Here is a 14839-nt window from a genome sequence, read left to right on the forward strand (position 1 = left end):
TCGACACGCTGCGCCGCTCGTTCCTCGCGGGCAGCGGCTCAACCAGCGAGGAGGGGTTGTGGGGTGCTCACAAAGTTCTCCAGCCGACCTTGGCTGTCTGGCTGGCGCGCCCTGGCACCGGTATAGGGAAGTCTGACAACACCCGGTTTTCCGCCGGTCGCTCAGTTCTGCCAGGAGGACCCCAGTTGTTCCAGCGCATCGCCATCGTCAACCGGGGTGAAGCCGCCATGCGGCTCATCCACGCCGTGCGCGACCTCAACGCAGAGCACCCACACCGCGACCCCATCGTCACCATCGCGCTCTACACCGACGCGGAGCGCTCGGCGATGTTCGCCCGCGAGGCCGACGAGGCCTACCCGCTGGGCCCCGCCGTCGAACGCCCGTATCTCAACCACGAACTGCTGGCCCGCGTGCTGCAGGAGGCCCGGGCCGACGCGGTGTGGGTGGGCTGGGGCTTCGTCGCGGAGGACCCGGCGTTCGCCGACCTCGTCGAGTCCCTCGGCATCACCTTCATCGGCCCGTCGGGCGACGCGATGCGCAAGCTCGGCGACAAGATCGGCTCCAAGCTCATCGCCGAGGAGGTGGGCGTGCCCGTGGCACCCTGGTCGCGCGGCGGCGTCGACACCCTCGACGGGGCCCTCGCCGCCGCCGAGACCATCGGCTACCCGCTCATGCTGAAGGCGACCGCGGGCGGTGGCGGCCGCGGCATCCGCCGCGTCGATTCCGCCGACGACCTCGCCGAGGCGTACCAGCGCACCCGTGACGAGGCCGAGCGCGCGTTCGGCTCCGGCGTGGTGTTCCTCGAGAAGCTGGTCACCGGCGCCCGCCACGTGGAGGTGCAGCTCATCGCCGACGCCCACGGCAACGCCTGGGCCATCGGCGTGCGCGACTGCACCGTGCAGCGTCGCAACCAGAAGGTCATCGAGGAATCCTCCTCCCCGCTGCTGAGCCCCGAGCAGAACGCTGAGATCAAGGCCTCCGCCGAGAGACTGGCGCTCGCGGTCGGCTACCAGGGCGCCGGCACCGTCGAGTTCCTCTACCACCCCGACGAGCAGCAGTTCGCATTCCTCGAGGTCAACACCCGCCTCCAGGTGGAGCACCCCATCACCGAGGTCACCAACGACTTCGACCTGGTCAAAGCCCAGATCCGTGTCGCCGCCGGCGAAAAGCTCGACGACAGGCCCACCGAGTTCGGCCACGCCGTCGAGGCCCGCCTCAATGCCGAGGACCCGGACCGTGACTTCGCCCCATCCCCCGGCCTCATCACCCGCCTGGACCTGCCCGCAGGGCCCGGCATCCGCGTCGACACGGGCGTGGCGGAGGGCGACTCCATCCCGGCAGATTTCGATTCCATGATCGCCAAGATCATCGCCTTCGGCCGCACCCGCACGGAGGCGCTGGGCCGGCTGCGCCGCGCGATGGCCGAGACCACCGTCGTCATCGAGGGCGGCGCCACCAATAAGAGCTTCATCCTGGAACTCCTCGCGCAGCCCGAGGTCACCGGCTCCCGCGCGGGCCAGGGTCGACGGGCGGCCCGCGTGGAATGGGCCGACACCGGCTGGATCGACCGGGTCCGCGCCGACGGCGGGCTCATCGCCGACGAACACGCCGGCATCGCGCTGGTCGCCGCGGCCATCGAGGGCTATCTGGAGAACACCCGCATCGAGACCGAGCGGCTGCTGAGCACCGCGCACGGCGGCCGCCCGCAGACGCAGCACAGGTCCGGCCTCACCGTGGACCTCAAGCTCCGCGGGATCGTCCACAAGGTCACCGCCTACGCCACCGCCCCCGGGCGGTTCCGGGTGCTGGTGGACGGGCAGGTCGCCGACGCGGAGATCGAGCGCCTCGACGACGTGCACGGCCGCATCGTCGTCAACGGGGAGAGGCACCGCATCGTCAGCGCGACGCACGGCCCGGAGCACCTCATCGAGGTGGACGGCGTCACGCACCGCGTCTCCCGCGACGAGGGCGGCGTGCTGCGCTCCCCCGCGCCCGCGCTGGTGGTGGCGACCCCCGTGAAGGTGGGCGACGAGGTGGAGGCCGGCGCCCCCGTCGTGGTGCTGGAGTCCATGAAGATGGAGACCGCCATCCCCGCCCCGTTCGCGGCACGGGTCAAGGAACTGCACGTGATGACCGGCTCCCAGGTGGAGTCCATGGCCCCGCTGGTGCGCCTCGAGCCCCTCGGCGACGGCAACGGCGTTGTCGCGGTGGACGACACGACGCAGGTGTATCTGCCGCCCTCGGCACCTGGGTCAGCCGCTGGCGGCCGGCCGAAGGGCGAGGAAGTCCAGGCGCTGCTGGGTGAGCTCTCGGCCATCCTGATGGGCTACGACCTCGACCCCGGCGCCAACACGCTCGCCGCCTACCTCGCAGCGCGGGACGAGGCGCGCGCGCAGGGCGTCGACACGCTGCCCGGCGAGATCGGGCTGATCGCGCTGTTCGCCGACCTCGCGGAGCTGTCCCGCAACCGCCCGTTCGGGGAGCAGGACAACACGGAGCTGCGCATCCATTCGGACCGCGAGCACTTCCACCGCTACCTCACCACGCTCGACGCGGACCGCGCCGGCCTGCCCGCCCAGTTCGTCGAGCGGCTCGGGCGGGTGCTGCGCCACTACGGCGTCGAGTCGCTGGACCGCACTCCGGAGCTGGAGGAGGCGGTGCTGCGCATCTTCCTCGCCCAGAAGCGCCAGGCCACTGACGTGCCGATCGTGCTGGGGATCCTGGACCGATGGATCTCTGAGCCCGCGCCCGACGCGGACCGCGCCGCCTCCGCCCGCGCGGATCTCGAGCGCCTGCTGCGGGCGACGCAGCTGCGGTTCCCCGCCGTCGGCGACCTCGCCCGCTCCGTGCGGTTCCGCTGGTTCGACCAGCCGCAGGTGGATGCCGAGCGTGCCGAGATCCTCGCCGGCTTCGGCGCCGAGTTGGAGGCCCTCGTCGCCAACCCGCAGGCCGCCGACTACGAGGCCCGCATCCTGAAGCTCGCCGATGTGCATGAATGGACGGCCAACTATCTCGCCAGCCGCCTGGCCGACGGGGTGCCCGCGCATGAGCCCATGCTCGAGGTGCTGCTGCACAAGTACTACGCCGATTACGACCTGAGTGACGTGCACCGCCTCGAGGTGGACGGGCGCGCGGTGGTGATCGCCGATTACCTCCTGGAGGGTCGCCCGCGCCGGTTCGTGACAACCGTGGGCACCAGGGAGGAGCTGGCCAACGGCGCGCTGGAGCGCGTCGTCTCCCAGATGTTCGCCGCCCGCCCAGAGGGGCACGACGCCGTGGCCGAGATGTACGTCGCCTGGCCCGGATCCTTCGATGAGGACGCCGTGAGCGAGGAACTCGCGGGGCTGCTCAACGGGTGGGCCTGGGACCCGGCCACCAAGCGGGTCGCTGTGGGCGTGTGCCTGGCCGACGGCACCGTCGAGTACCGCTCCTTCCGCTTCGACGACGGCGGCTCGCTGTACGAGGACCAGCGGGTGCGCTCGCTGCACCCCATGACCGGGCGCCGCCTGGACCTGTGGCGGCTGCGCGAGTTCGACACCACCCGCCTGCCGGCCCCAGACGACGTGCTGCTGTACGAATGCGTGGCCAAGACCAACCCTGGCGACCGCCGCCTGGTCGCGATGGCCCAGGTGCGGCAACTGGGCGTGGTGCGGGACCGCGAGGGCAACCTCCTCGGCCTGCCCCACGCCGAGCGCGCAGTGCAGAACTGCCTGGAGGCGATCCGTCGCACCCGCTCATCGCGCGGTTCGGCCGGGTCGAAGATGGACATGAACCACGTGTGGGTCTACGTCTGGCCGCCGGTGAATCTGGGCCTCGACGACATCAAGCCGCTGCAGGACCGCATCACCCCGCTCTCCGACGGCGCCGGCATCGAGGAAGTGCTGTGCCACGGCCGCTTCGTCACGTCCCCTGAGCCCTCGCCGGTTGAGCCTGCGAGCGCAGCGAGCAGTGTCGAAACCCATGAAGCGGTCACAGCTTCCGCATCACCGGCGTCTGCCACCTCCCCCGGTTTCGACACGACCGCGCCCCTCGCAAGATCGGGGGCGGTCGGCTCAACCAGCGTGTTGACCCCGCTCGCGGTGCGGTTCCACGCGAAGCCGGGCTCCGGCGTGACCACCACCGTCACTCCCCCGCCCACCGAGCCGCTCAAGCCGCTCGACGAGTACGCGGGCAAGGTGCTCCGCGCCCGCCGTCGCGGCCTGGTCTACCCGTACGAGCTCACCGGCAGCCTGGCCGGCGAGGGCGGCTCGCTCGTCGAACTGGACCTCGACGAGGCCGGCCGACTGGTGGAGGTGGACCGCGAACCGGGCCGCAACAAGGCCGGCATCATCTGCGCCCGCGTCACCACCCCCACCGCGCTGCACCCCGCGGGCGTCACGCGCATCGTGCTGTCCGGCGACCCGACGAAGGGCCTGGGCGCCGTCGCGGAGCCGGAGTGCTCACGCATCATCGCGGCGATCAACCTGGCCGAGGAGATGGGCGTGCCGCTCGAGTGGTTCACGCTGTCCTCCGGCGCGCGGATCTCGATGGAATCCGGCACGGAGAACATGGACTGGGTGGCGGCGGCGCTGCGTCGGATCGTCGAATTCACCCAGGCCGGCGGCGAGATCAACGTGGTGGTGGCGGGCATCAACGTGGGCGCGCAGCCGTACTGGAACGCCGAGGCCACCATGCTCATGCACACCAAGGGCATCCTCGTGATGACCCCGGATTCGGCAATGGTGCTCACCGGCAAGCAGTCCCTGGATTTCTCCGGCGGCGTCTCCGCCGAGGACAACTTCGGCATCGGCGGCTACGACCGCGTGATGGGGCCCAACGGCCAGGCGCAGTACTGGGCGCCCAACCTGGGCGCGGCCATGGGCATCCTGTTGGCGCACTACGACCGCACCTACGTCGCGGCCGGTGAGGACTCCCCCCGCACCGCGCCGACGACGGACCCGGCCGATCGCGACATCTCGGACTTCCCGCACCACAGCGATGGCTCGGACTTCGCGACGGTGGGCCAGATCTTCTCCGCCGAGCACAACCCGGACCGCAAGAAGGCCTTCGACATCCGCACGGTGATCGCCTCGGTCTGCGACCAGGACCACCCCCGCGTGGAGCGCTGGGCCGGCATGGCGGAGGCCGAGACCGCCGTCGTGATCGACGCGCGCATCGGCGGGCATTCGGTCAGCGTGCTGGGCATCGAGTCCAAGCCGGTGCCGCGGGCGGGATTCCCGCCCACCGACGGCCCGGACACGTTCACCGCGGGCACACTGTTCCCGCGCTCGTCGAAGAAGGCGGCGCGGGCCATCAACGCCGCCTCGGGCAACCGGCCGCTGGTGGTGTTGGCCAACCTGTCGGGCTTCGACGGCTCGCCGGAGTCGATGCGCAACCTGCAGTTGGAGTACGGCGCGGAGATCGGTCGCGCGATCGTCAACTTCGACGGCCCCATCGTCTTCGTCGTGATTTCGCGCTACCACGGCGGCGCGTTCGTGGTGTTCTCCAAGCAGCTCAACGAGAACATGACGGTGCTGGCCATCGAGGGCTCCTACGCCTCGGTGTTGGGCGGCGCGCCTGCGGCGGCCGTCGTGTTCGCCGGGGACGTGGCCAAGCGCACGGCTGCGGATGCGCGGGTGCGTGAGATCGAGCAGCGGCTCCAGACGGCCGAGCCGCAGGACCGGGCGGCGCTCCAGTTGGAGCTCGTCGAGGCCCGTGGGGCGGTGCGGGCGGAGAAGATCTCCGAGGTGGCCGCCGAGTTCGACGGCGTGCACAGCATCCACCGCGCCGTCGAGGTGGGTTCGGTGGACAGGGTGATCGCCCCGTCGGAGCTGCGCCCGTCGATCATCGAGACCATCGAGGCCTACCGGCGCTGATCACCAGGGAGTACGGCAATATGGGTCGTCAGATATGGAGGCCCACATCTACCGGCCACCTTCCACCGCCACCCAGGCGCTCGCTGCGGTGCGGGCGCTCGAGTCGCTGCCCAATGCCCGGCTATTGGGTGAGACCGCCAGCCACTTCGGCGTCCTGGAAGGCTCCGTCGGCCCGGGCGTGACCGGCCCGAAGTGGCACGATGCGCGGATCGCGGCCATCTGTCTGGCGCATGGCGTCAGCGAGCTGTGGACGGCAGACAGGGACTTCAGCTACTTCCCGAAGCTGCGCACCCGCAACCCCCTCGTACCGGCCTGAGCGTCAGCCGGTCCCGAGGCCCAGCGCCTTGCCGTGGGTGGTGGCGTCGTCGAGGATGCTGACGATGTACTCGGCAACGTCTGCGCGCGAGATCATCGCCTTCATCGCGCGCCCCTCGGCGGTCTCCTGCGCCACGACGGCGCCGGTGGCCGGCTTGTCGTTGAGCCCTCCGGGGCGCACCACCGTCCAGTCGAGGCCGCTGGCGAACACTGCGGCCTCCTGGTCGTTGTGATCCGCGAGCGGCGCCGCCAGCACGGTCTTGGCGATGAGCCGGCCGGGGAGGGCCATGAGCGCGCCGGAGTCGCCCGCGCCGAGTGAGGACTGCACGATGAGCCGCCGCACGCCGGCGTCGCGCATCGCCCGGATGACGCTGCGGGTGACCTTCGCACGGTGGCGCGAGGACCCCTTGGCGCCGCCGACGGTCACCACGACGGCGTCCGCGCCGTCGATCGCCTGCTTGACCGCTGCGTGGTCGAGGGCGTCGCCGCGCACGTCGAGCGCACCCACTGGCAGATCCTTGGCTCCGCTGCGCGAGAAGCAGGTCACGTCGTGGCCCCGCTCCGCCGCAAGACGCACCCTCTCTGCGCCCGTGCCGCTGTTGCCTCCGATGACGGTGATTCGCATGGGCCCAGTATGACAGTCAGGAATATTGAAGGTTCAACTATGGTTGTGTCCGGCATGGACATTGACGCGCTGGTGATCGGGGGCGGGCAGGCAGGCCTGTCCGCCGCCTACCACCTCCAGCGCCTAGGGATCAGCTTCGTGGTGCTCGACGCCAACGACGCGCCCGGTGGGGCATGGCAGCACCGGTGGGATTCGTTGACGATGCACGACGTGCACGGGGTTGCGGACCTGCCCGGGGTCGAGGCGCCCGCGTGGGACCGCGGCGCCCGGGCCAACGTCGAGGTGCCGCGGTACTTCGCCGGGTACGAACGTCGGTTCCACCTGCCCATCGAGCGCCCGGTGCGCGTGCTGCGGGTGGAATCCGCCGGGAGCCGTGCGGGGCACATGCTCGTGCACACCGACCGCGGCACCTGGCGCACCCGCTCCCTCATCAACGCGACCGGCACCTGGGACACCCCGTTCATCCCCTACTACCCCGGGCGCGAGACGTTCCGCGGGCGGCAGCTCCACACCGCGCACTACCCCGGCCCGGCTGCCCTGGCCGGGCAGCGGGTGGTGGTGATCGGCGGCGGGGCCTCGGCGGTGCAGTTCCTGGGCGAGCTCGCCGGCCTCGCCGAGGTCACCTGGGTCACGCGACGCCCGCCCGTGTGGCGCACCACGGAGTTCGACCCCGACGCGGGGCGCGAGGCGGTCGCCCTCGTCGAGGAGCGCGTCAAGCGCGGCCTGCCGCCGGAATCGGTGGTCAGCGTGACGGGCCTGATGCTGCGGGAACAGGAGCAGCGCGCCCAGGCGATGGGCGTCTACGACGCGCGGCGCGAGATGTTCACCCGGATCGAGCCCGACGGCGTGCGCTTCGCCGACGGCAGCTTCCAGCCGGCCGACGTGTTGCTGTGGGCCACCGGGTTCCGCCCGACGATCGGCCACCTGGCGCCGCTGCGGTTGCGCTCGCCCGAGGGCGGGATCGAACTACTGGCCCCGCGGGACCCCCACACGTTCACCACCTCGGCCGTCGGCGGGCGGATCCACTTCGTGGGCTACGGGCCGTCGGCCTCGACGATAGGCGCCACGCGCGCGGGTCGCGTCGCAGCGCTGTCGGTGCGCGACCAACTGGCCGCAACCGGCGACCCGGCTGCGTAATATTCTGGAGCGTCGAAGAGAAGGAGTCCCTGTGTACGACGTGCCAGATGCCGAACGCGAGGTCGCGTTGGAGTACCTACCCCCGGTGATCTATCTGCCCGTGGCACAGGTGTCGACCCCAGACGGCCCCACCGTCGAGATGCGGCAGCTCGATGACGGGCGCTTGGCGTTGCTCGCCTACACCGCCCTCGACAGGCTCGCCCGCTGCCAGGGCCCCGCCCAGCCCTGGATTCTCCTTCCCATGGAGAATCTCAATGACATCAACGAGCGCCAGCCTTACGACGTCATCTACTTCGACGTCCCGCTCGATGAGCAGCTGAGGCGAGGTGCCCGTGACTGACTACCAGGTGGAACACTCCGCGGCCCGCGACATCGCGAAACTGCACGTGGAGTCGCACGACAAGCTGGAGGGTCTGTCCAAGACCATTCCCACGGACATCGACGGTGGCGTCGGCGCCGATCTGATGCTGAACATCCTGAGCGCGATCGCCACCGATGCCGGCTCCATCGCTGCAATCCAAGCGGATGCGGCCAACCGGATGGACACCACCGTTGATCTGTACGACGGCATCGAGGAAGACGCCGAGGAGGCGTTCGGGCAACTGGCGAAGGAGATCCCGTGAGCATCGAGACGCTGATGGAGGGCGACCCGGATTCTGTGACGGCCGCTGCGGATTGGCTCGACGACCTGGCTGGGGCCCTTGATGAGGGCCGGGCGAACACCCGTCGTGGCCGGGAGCGATCCCGGCAGATCTGGGGCGGCATCGCCTCCAACGGATACCGCGATTTCGCATCAGATCTGCTCGACGCCTGTCGCGAGACTGAAACCCGCGCAGAGAAGGCCACAGACCGCTTCCGCTCCTACTCGCAGCAACTCCGCTGGCGTCAGGAGGACATGGAAGGCCACCGCACGGATGCCGCCAACGGCGGTCTGACTGTGGTTGGCACCGTCATCCACCAGCCACCGACGGCGGTGCGGCCCACGATGCCCTCCGGCGACGTGACCGAACAGCAGGTCAACGACTACAACGCCAAGGTGGAGCGGTACAACGCGGCCCTGGCCAAGATCGATGTCTACTCGCGAACCCAGGAAAAGGTGCAGAAGACGTTCGAGCGCCTGGATGACTGGGTCGTCGAGCATCTCGTACCCCAGGAGGCCAGCGTTCAGGAACCCTCGGCCGCGGGCGTCATGGCGGCGGGTCTCAAGCAGCTGCCGCCCGTTGCCCGAGACCTGGTGGTCTCCACTGCCGAGGAGACCTTCAAGCAGCGCAGCGACGACATCCTCGCTGCGGCGCGGGCCAAAGCCACCGCCGATGCGGCGGCACGCTCCGGCAACCCCGCCGTGCGCTCCGGCCGGAAACCACCCCGCGAGGAGGCGGTGCAGAAGCGACTCGACCGGCGCACCGGTTATGCGAACAAGATGGCCAAGGCGGCCAAGTGGTCCAAGGGGCTCGGCATCGTCGGCCTCGCCATCACGGTGGCGACCGGCGGGGCTGAGATCGCTGCCGGCGCCTCCCCCAGCAGCGTGGGCATCGAGACCATCGCGGGCATCGGCGGCGGGATCCTGGGTGGCGCCGCAGTGGTCGCCGGCGCTGCGGCGCTCGGCGTGGCGGCTCCTGCCGTCGCGGTGGCCGCAGGCGCCGTCGTCGTGGGTGGACTCGTCGCCTGGGGTGCGGGCGCAGCCTATGAGCATCTTGTCCCTCAACATGTGCGCGAGAAGATCGATGAGGGCATCCGCGATACGGCCTCCGCGGTGTGGGACGGGGCGAAGTCCGCCGGCAGATGGGTGAAAGGGCTCTTCACTTGACCACCGTCAGGGTGCCCGGCCGGGTAGAGAGCCCGACGCGCGGGGAGCGGACCCCCTTCCTCCTGATCACGACCGGGCTTCTTCTCGGCGCCGCTCTCGTGGGGGTGCTCGCCTGGAATATGGGTGCAGCCTGGCTGTACGGCATGGCCGGGGTGATCGCGCTGGCCGCGGCCTGGGTGGTGGCCACCATGTCCAACCTCCCCGACAGGCGCGGCGTCGTCCGCCTCACCCGCACGGAGCAGGGCTGGGCCCTCCTCGGCTCCGTCACGAGCCGGCGGATGGAACTGGCCCTGCCGGTCGTAGGGCTGGCCATCTGCGCGGCGACCCTCGTGGCGGACCCCGCCTCCATGGTGATGTGGCTGCTGGTCGTCATCCTCGTGGTCTCGCTGCTGCAGGCGCTCGTGGGGAGGCGCACGCCTCCGGGACTGCGGCTTGAGCCGTCGATCCTGGCGGTCGTGGGCTACGGCGGCAAGACGTCAGCGGCCACCTGGGACGAGATCACCGGCATCCAACCCGGCAAGATCATCCGGATCACCACCGCCAGCGGTCTGCTGAACGTGGGCACGGGACAATGCCATTCCGACCCGGAGATCGTGGGCGCGCTGCTGAAGTTCTACCGTGCCCGCCCGAACCTGCGCGCCGAGTTGGGCGACGAGCGGGTTCTGCGTCGCATCAGGTCGGGTCAGCTGGACTGACCCCTCAACCCTCGATGCCCAGCAGGGCGCGGGTGTGCGGATTGAGCAGCACGCCGTCGGGATCGACGGCGGCGCGGGCTGCCCGGAAGTCGTCGAAGCGCGGATACAACCCGGCCAGCCTGTCCGCGGTCAGCGAATGCTCCTTGCCCCAGTGCGGCCGACCCTCGTGGGCGCGGAAGACGGGTTCGACGGCGGTGAGCAGCGGCTCGAACCGCTCGCGGTGGTAGCGGTGCACGGCCACGTAGACGGACTCGCGGCCGGAGGCGGTGCCCAGCCAGGTGTCGTCGGCGGCCGCGGTGCGCACCTCCATCGGGAAGGTGATCTGCTCCCCCGAGGCGACGATGGCGCGCTCCACCTCGCGGACCACCTCGCCGAAGGCCTCCACCGGCATGGCGTACTCCGTCTCGCGGAACCGCACGCGGCGCGGGGCCACGTAGACGCGGTGCGAGGCGTCGGAGAACGTGGCACCCGCCATGAACCTGGAGGCCACCTGCCGCACCGGGCGGGCCAGGGCGGGGACCTTGGCCGCGGCGGCGTCCATGGCCCCGAACGCGACGTTGCCGAGGAGTTCCCGCTTCACCAACCTGTCGAGGCGCGACATCGGCCGCGTCGGTGACAGGGGTGGGAGACGGCGCAACTCCTTGACCGTGGCGCGCCGCGTGCCGGGGAACCAGAAGAACTCCAGGTGGTCGGCCCGCCGAGAGCGCTCGAGGTAGCTCTCGAGGAGGGCGTCGACGGGCTCGGTGGTCTCCGTGCACTCCAGCGCGAAGGCCGGCACGCACCGCAGCGTGACCCGCGTGATGATCCCCATCACGCCCAGCCCGACGCGGGCAGCCTCGAACACGCTGGTTGAGCCGGCCGCTCCCGAGCTTGCGAGGGGCGCGGCCGCGTCGAAACCCCGTGACCCTCCCTGCTTGCCGTCTGAGCGCCTGGGGGTTTCGACACTGCTCGTGGAACTCGCGGGCTCAACCAACGAGTGGGCCTCCACCAGCGAGCCGTCGGGGAGGGCCAGCTTCAGGCCGGTGACGATGCCGGAGTAGCCCGTGTACCCCAAGCCCGTGCCGTGCGTGCCGGTGGAGACGGCGCCGGCGATGGACTGGGCGTCGATGTCGCCCATGTTCGGCAGCGCGAGACCCCAGGGGGCGAGCAACTGGGCGATGTCGCGGATCCGCGTGCCACCCCAGAGCGTGACGTCACCGGTGAAGGGATTGGCCGCGACCACGCCGGAGAGGCCATCGAGCGAGACCAGCACGTCGTCGGTCGCCACCAGGGGCGTGAAGGAATGGCCGGCACCCACCGGCCGCACCGTGCGGCCCTCGGCCGCGGCCCTAACCAGGATCTCCGCCACCTCCGCCTCGGTACCCGGCTTGGCGATCTCCGCAGGGTTGCACCGCACCGCCCCACTCCAGTTGCGCCACGTCACAGCGTCACCATCCCTTCGCCTCGATAGGTGGGCCATTCGTCGATGACCTTCACCGCGCCGTCGACCCTCCGGACGACGGCGTAGCTGGCCACGCGTTCGGCCAACTCGCCAGCCTTGGCGTGCCGGAGCCAGACGGTGTCGCCCACCGCGAGCTTGGCGGCGGCGGGTCCGAGCACGGGGGTCTGCACTTCGCCTGCCGCCTCGTCGGGCGCGTACTTGAGGCCTGCGGGCCAGGCGATGAGCGGGAGGCGGTCGCGGCCGGGCGGCCCGGAGGCGATCCAGCCGCCGCCCAGCAGGGTCGCGACGGCGGGCGCCGGGCGCCGCACCACGTCGAGCCCGAAGTGCAGCGCCGCGCGGGGTCGGAAGATGCGGTAGCCGTCGAAGAGTCCGGGGCCGACGATGCCGGAGCCGACGGCCGCCTCGGTCACGGCGTCCTCGGCGCAGGTGGTCTCCAACGAGCCGGTGCCGCCGCCGTTGACGAACTCCAGGTCCGCGACCTCGCGGACCGCGGCCACCGCGGCGGCTCTGCGGACGGCCAGTTCGCGCGCGGAGCGAGCCTTCATCTGCCGCACGGCCTGCCGGTAGGCGCTGCGTCCGACATCGGCGACCCCGGCGATCTGTCCCTCGTAGGCCATCAGGCCCACCAGCCGGAAGCCGTCGCGATCGACGACGGCGCGGGCCAGCGCGCTCAGCGCCGCGGCGGTGCGGATAGGCGAGCGCAGCGCGCCGAAGCGCACGCCGCGCACGGGCGCGTAGGCGGCGTCGAGTTCCAGCGCGACTCGGATCTCCGGGTGCCCGGGGGCGGCGGCATCGATGAGGTCGAGGTGCTCGATGGAGTCGACCATCAGCGTGATCGCGGCCCGGGCCTCATCGTCGGCGGCCAGGCGGGCGAGTGCGGCGCGGGCCGCCGTCGGGTAGGCGACCACGAGGTCGCGCAGACCGTGAGCCGCGAGCCAGAGGGCTTCGGGCAGCGTGAACGCGAGCGTGCCCCGGTAACCGTCGGCGGTGAGCGCGTGCTCGAGGAGGCGACACACGCGCAGCGACTTCGACGCCACCCGGAGGGGCGTGCCAGCCGCGCGGCGCCGGAGGTCTGCGAGGTTCGCGTCGACCGCGTCGAGATCGAGCACGGCGACCGGGCGCGAGGTGATCCCCGCGTCGTCCAGCGCGCTGCGTAGCGCGCCGGCCTACTCGTCGTCCATACCCCGATCCTAGAAGCTGGGGCCCGCCTCACATCTAGATTCTGCTTAGTCCACGACACCACCTCTAGATGTGGGGCCTTCGCCCGGCCGTGGTCCTCGCAGGCCCGGAGGCGGCCGGCTCAGGGTGCGACCTAGACTCCTGTCCATGACTCAACTGGCGGTGGTGACGGGGGCATCGAGCGGGATCGGGGAGGCGATCGCCCGTCGATTGGCGCGCGACGGTATGAAAGTGGTGCTCCTCGCCCGGCGCGCGGAGCGACTCCAAGCCCTGGCCGCAGAGATCGACGGCGTCGCGTACGCCGTCGACCTGTCCGACGGCGACGCGACCGCCACGGTCTGCCGCCGCATCCTGGCGGAACAGGGCGTCCCAGACGTCGTGGTCAACAACGCCGGCGCGGGGCGGTTCACGTCCATCGAGGAGACCAGCAACGCCGAGGCGCACGAGCAGATGGCGCTGCCATACTTTGCGGCGTTCCACATCACGCGGGGCTTCATCGAGCCCATGTTGGCGCGCGACTCCGGCATCATCTTCCAGATCAACTCACCGGTCTCCGTGGTGCCGTGGCCAGGCGCCGTGGGCTACGCCGCCGCCAGATTCGCGTTGCGCGGCTTCACCGAGGCGCTGCGTCAGGACCTGTGGCGCACGGGGATCGACGTCGGCTCACTGACCCCCACCCGCGTGCACAGCGACTACTTCGACGCCAACCCGGATTCGGTCACTCGGGTGCCGAAGGTGGAGGCCCTTGTCGGCACGATGACACCGAAACAGGTCGCCGACGCGGTGGCCATGTGTCTGCGTCACAAACCCAACCGCGACTCGCACGCCCCGTGGCGCTGGGCGCTGTTCGCCCCGTTCGCCCGAGCCTTCCCCGGCGCCCTGGCCTGGCTGTTCCGCGCCACCGGACACCGACGCTCCCGAAGCGGCCGTTAGGAGTCTGCAGGTCTAGAGAGCCCGCGGGCTCAGCCGCAAGCCGCGTAGTGGTGGCCGGGTTCGCCGGGCGCGACGAGGCCGCGGTCCCGGCGGATGATCGGGTGGTGCCCCTTCCAACGGGCACACGAGTCGACGAACGGCCCGGATGGCTGGTCCGTGTACTCCACCTGCAACACCTGATCGCCGTAGACGTCGATGTAGGAGTCGCACTCGTCCCACACCGCGCACTCCTCGGCGATGGCGAAGTCGAAGCCCACCTCGTCTCGGCCCCTTGCGCCCAACTCCGGGCCCTGGTTCTTCTGGGCCACCGCGAGCCCCAGCCCGTGCGCGTACCCGGTGAGCGTGGCGAGGTGGGTGAGGGCGTCGTCGAGGTCGAGGGCCCCGGCAGAGCGGATCCAGGAGTCCTGGTTGTCGAACTCCACCGCGTCGAAGCCAGCCTCAGCGCAGGCGTCGATCCATCCCCGCTGCACCTCGAGGAGCGCGTCCCGTTTGGCCCAAGAGGAGACATCGAACAGCGCCTCGTCCCACTGCTCGTCGATCACCGGGGCGCCGTCGTCGCCGCGGAGCAGCAGGCCGGGATGCTCGGCCTCCCACCAGGCCAGTTCCTCCGGCTGCGCCTGGAGCCCGTTGAGGTAGCAGACGTTGTAGGCCATGGGGTGAGGGGTGGCGGAGCGGTCCCGAACCAGGATCCCGGCGCCCGCCGGCGGCGGGTAGGCGCCGCTGAGCTGATAGTCGAAGCCCGTGTCCGCGGGCAGTTCAGGCGTCTCCGCCGCGCAGCCGGGCAGCCCGACGGCGAGCGCCGCCGCCACGGCCAGCCACTGGCCACGAACTCGGTTCATGTCTCATCATCGC

12 protein-coding genes are annotated in these 14839 nt (G+C 70.9%); 8 read left to right on the plus strand and 4 right to left on the minus strand.

The window, feature by feature from the left end:
• The first annotated feature begins 185 nt into the window (after positions 1–185).
• Both BN1186_RS09550 and BN1186_RS09555 read left to right on the plus strand, forming a co-directional pair.
• Positions 186–5855, plus strand: coding sequence for an ATP-binding protein (locus tag BN1186_RS09550; RefSeq protein WP_040283767.1), 5670 nt, complete (start codon positions 186–188; stop codon positions 5853–5855).
• 34 nt (positions 5856–5889) lie between these two features.
• Entirely contained in the window at positions 5890–6171 is a 282-nt protein-coding gene (locus tag BN1186_RS09555; protein ID WP_052459998.1) for a PIN domain-containing protein, read from the plus strand.
• A 3-nt stretch (positions 6172–6174) separates the two neighbouring features.
• Here BN1186_RS09555 and BN1186_RS09560 read toward each other — a convergent pair whose 3' ends face one another.
• On the minus strand, positions 6175–6795 hold the full coding sequence (locus BN1186_RS09560; protein ID WP_040283768.1) for an NAD(P)-dependent oxidoreductase: 621 nt from the start codon (positions 6793–6795) through the stop codon (positions 6175–6177).
• A gap of 54 nt (positions 6796–6849) precedes the next feature.
• On the opposite strand from BN1186_RS09560, the gene BN1186_RS09565 reads away from it, so the two are divergent.
• Genes BN1186_RS09565 through BN1186_RS09585 form a run of 5 tightly spaced genes read left to right on the plus strand, consistent with a single transcriptional unit; the run spans position 6850 to position 10434 of the window.
• Positions 6850–7932, plus strand: coding sequence for an FAD-dependent oxidoreductase (locus BN1186_RS09565; RefSeq protein ID WP_040284012.1), 1083 nt, complete (start codon positions 6850–6852; stop codon positions 7930–7932).
• Between the two features lie 31 nt (positions 7933–7963).
• The gene (locus tag BN1186_RS09570) at positions 7964–8272 is read left to right on the plus strand and encodes an SAV_915 family protein (protein ID WP_218975447.1); all 309 of its coding nucleotides are present in this window, start codon (positions 7964–7966) and stop codon (positions 8270–8272) included.
• A complete protein-coding gene (locus tag BN1186_RS09575; RefSeq protein ID WP_139650999.1) occupies positions 8265–8555 on the plus strand; it encodes a hypothetical protein in 291 nt (96 codons plus the stop codon). Before BN1186_RS09570 ends, BN1186_RS09575 begins: the two co-directional genes overlap by 8 nt.
• A complete protein-coding gene (locus BN1186_RS09580; RefSeq protein ID WP_052459999.1) occupies positions 8552–9739 on the plus strand; it encodes a hypothetical protein in 1188 nt (395 codons plus the stop codon). The genes BN1186_RS09575 and BN1186_RS09580 overlap by 4 nt, the downstream gene beginning before the upstream one ends.
• The gene (locus BN1186_RS09585; protein WP_139651002.1) at positions 9736–10434 is read left to right on the plus strand and encodes a hypothetical protein; all 699 of its coding nucleotides are present in this window, start codon (positions 9736–9738) and stop codon (positions 10432–10434) included. Before BN1186_RS09580 ends, BN1186_RS09585 begins: the two co-directional genes overlap by 4 nt.
• A gap of 4 nt (positions 10435–10438) precedes the next feature.
• Here BN1186_RS09585 and BN1186_RS09590 read toward each other — a convergent pair whose 3' ends face one another.
• Positions 10439–11857, minus strand: a complete 1419-nt coding sequence (locus tag BN1186_RS09590) for a D-arabinono-1,4-lactone oxidase (RefSeq protein ID WP_040283771.1) — start codon at positions 11855–11857, stop codon at positions 10439–10441.
• Entirely contained in the window at positions 11854–12984 is a 1131-nt protein-coding gene (locus BN1186_RS09595) for an alanine racemase (RefSeq protein ID WP_246043282.1), read from the minus strand. The genes BN1186_RS09590 and BN1186_RS09595 overlap by 4 nt, the downstream gene beginning before the upstream one ends.
• A gap of 217 nt (positions 12985–13201) precedes the next feature.
• On the opposite strand from BN1186_RS09595, the gene BN1186_RS09600 reads away from it, so the two are divergent.
• On the plus strand, positions 13202–13987 hold the full coding sequence (locus BN1186_RS09600; RefSeq protein ID WP_040283773.1) for an SDR family NAD(P)-dependent oxidoreductase: 786 nt from the start codon (positions 13202–13204) through the stop codon (positions 13985–13987).
• Between the two features lie 29 nt (positions 13988–14016).
• Here BN1186_RS09600 and BN1186_RS09605 read toward each other — a convergent pair whose 3' ends face one another.
• Positions 14017–14826 (minus strand): endo alpha-1,4 polygalactosaminidase, encoded by an 810-nt coding sequence (locus BN1186_RS09605; RefSeq protein WP_040283774.1) that lies wholly within the window; start codon positions 14824–14826, stop codon positions 14017–14019.
• Positions 14827–14839: the final 13 nt, after the last annotated feature.

The organism is Tessaracoccus massiliensis (assembly GCF_000826065.2).
GTDB lineage: Bacteria > Actinomycetota > Actinomycetes > Propionibacteriales > Propionibacteriaceae > Arachnia > Arachnia massiliensis_A.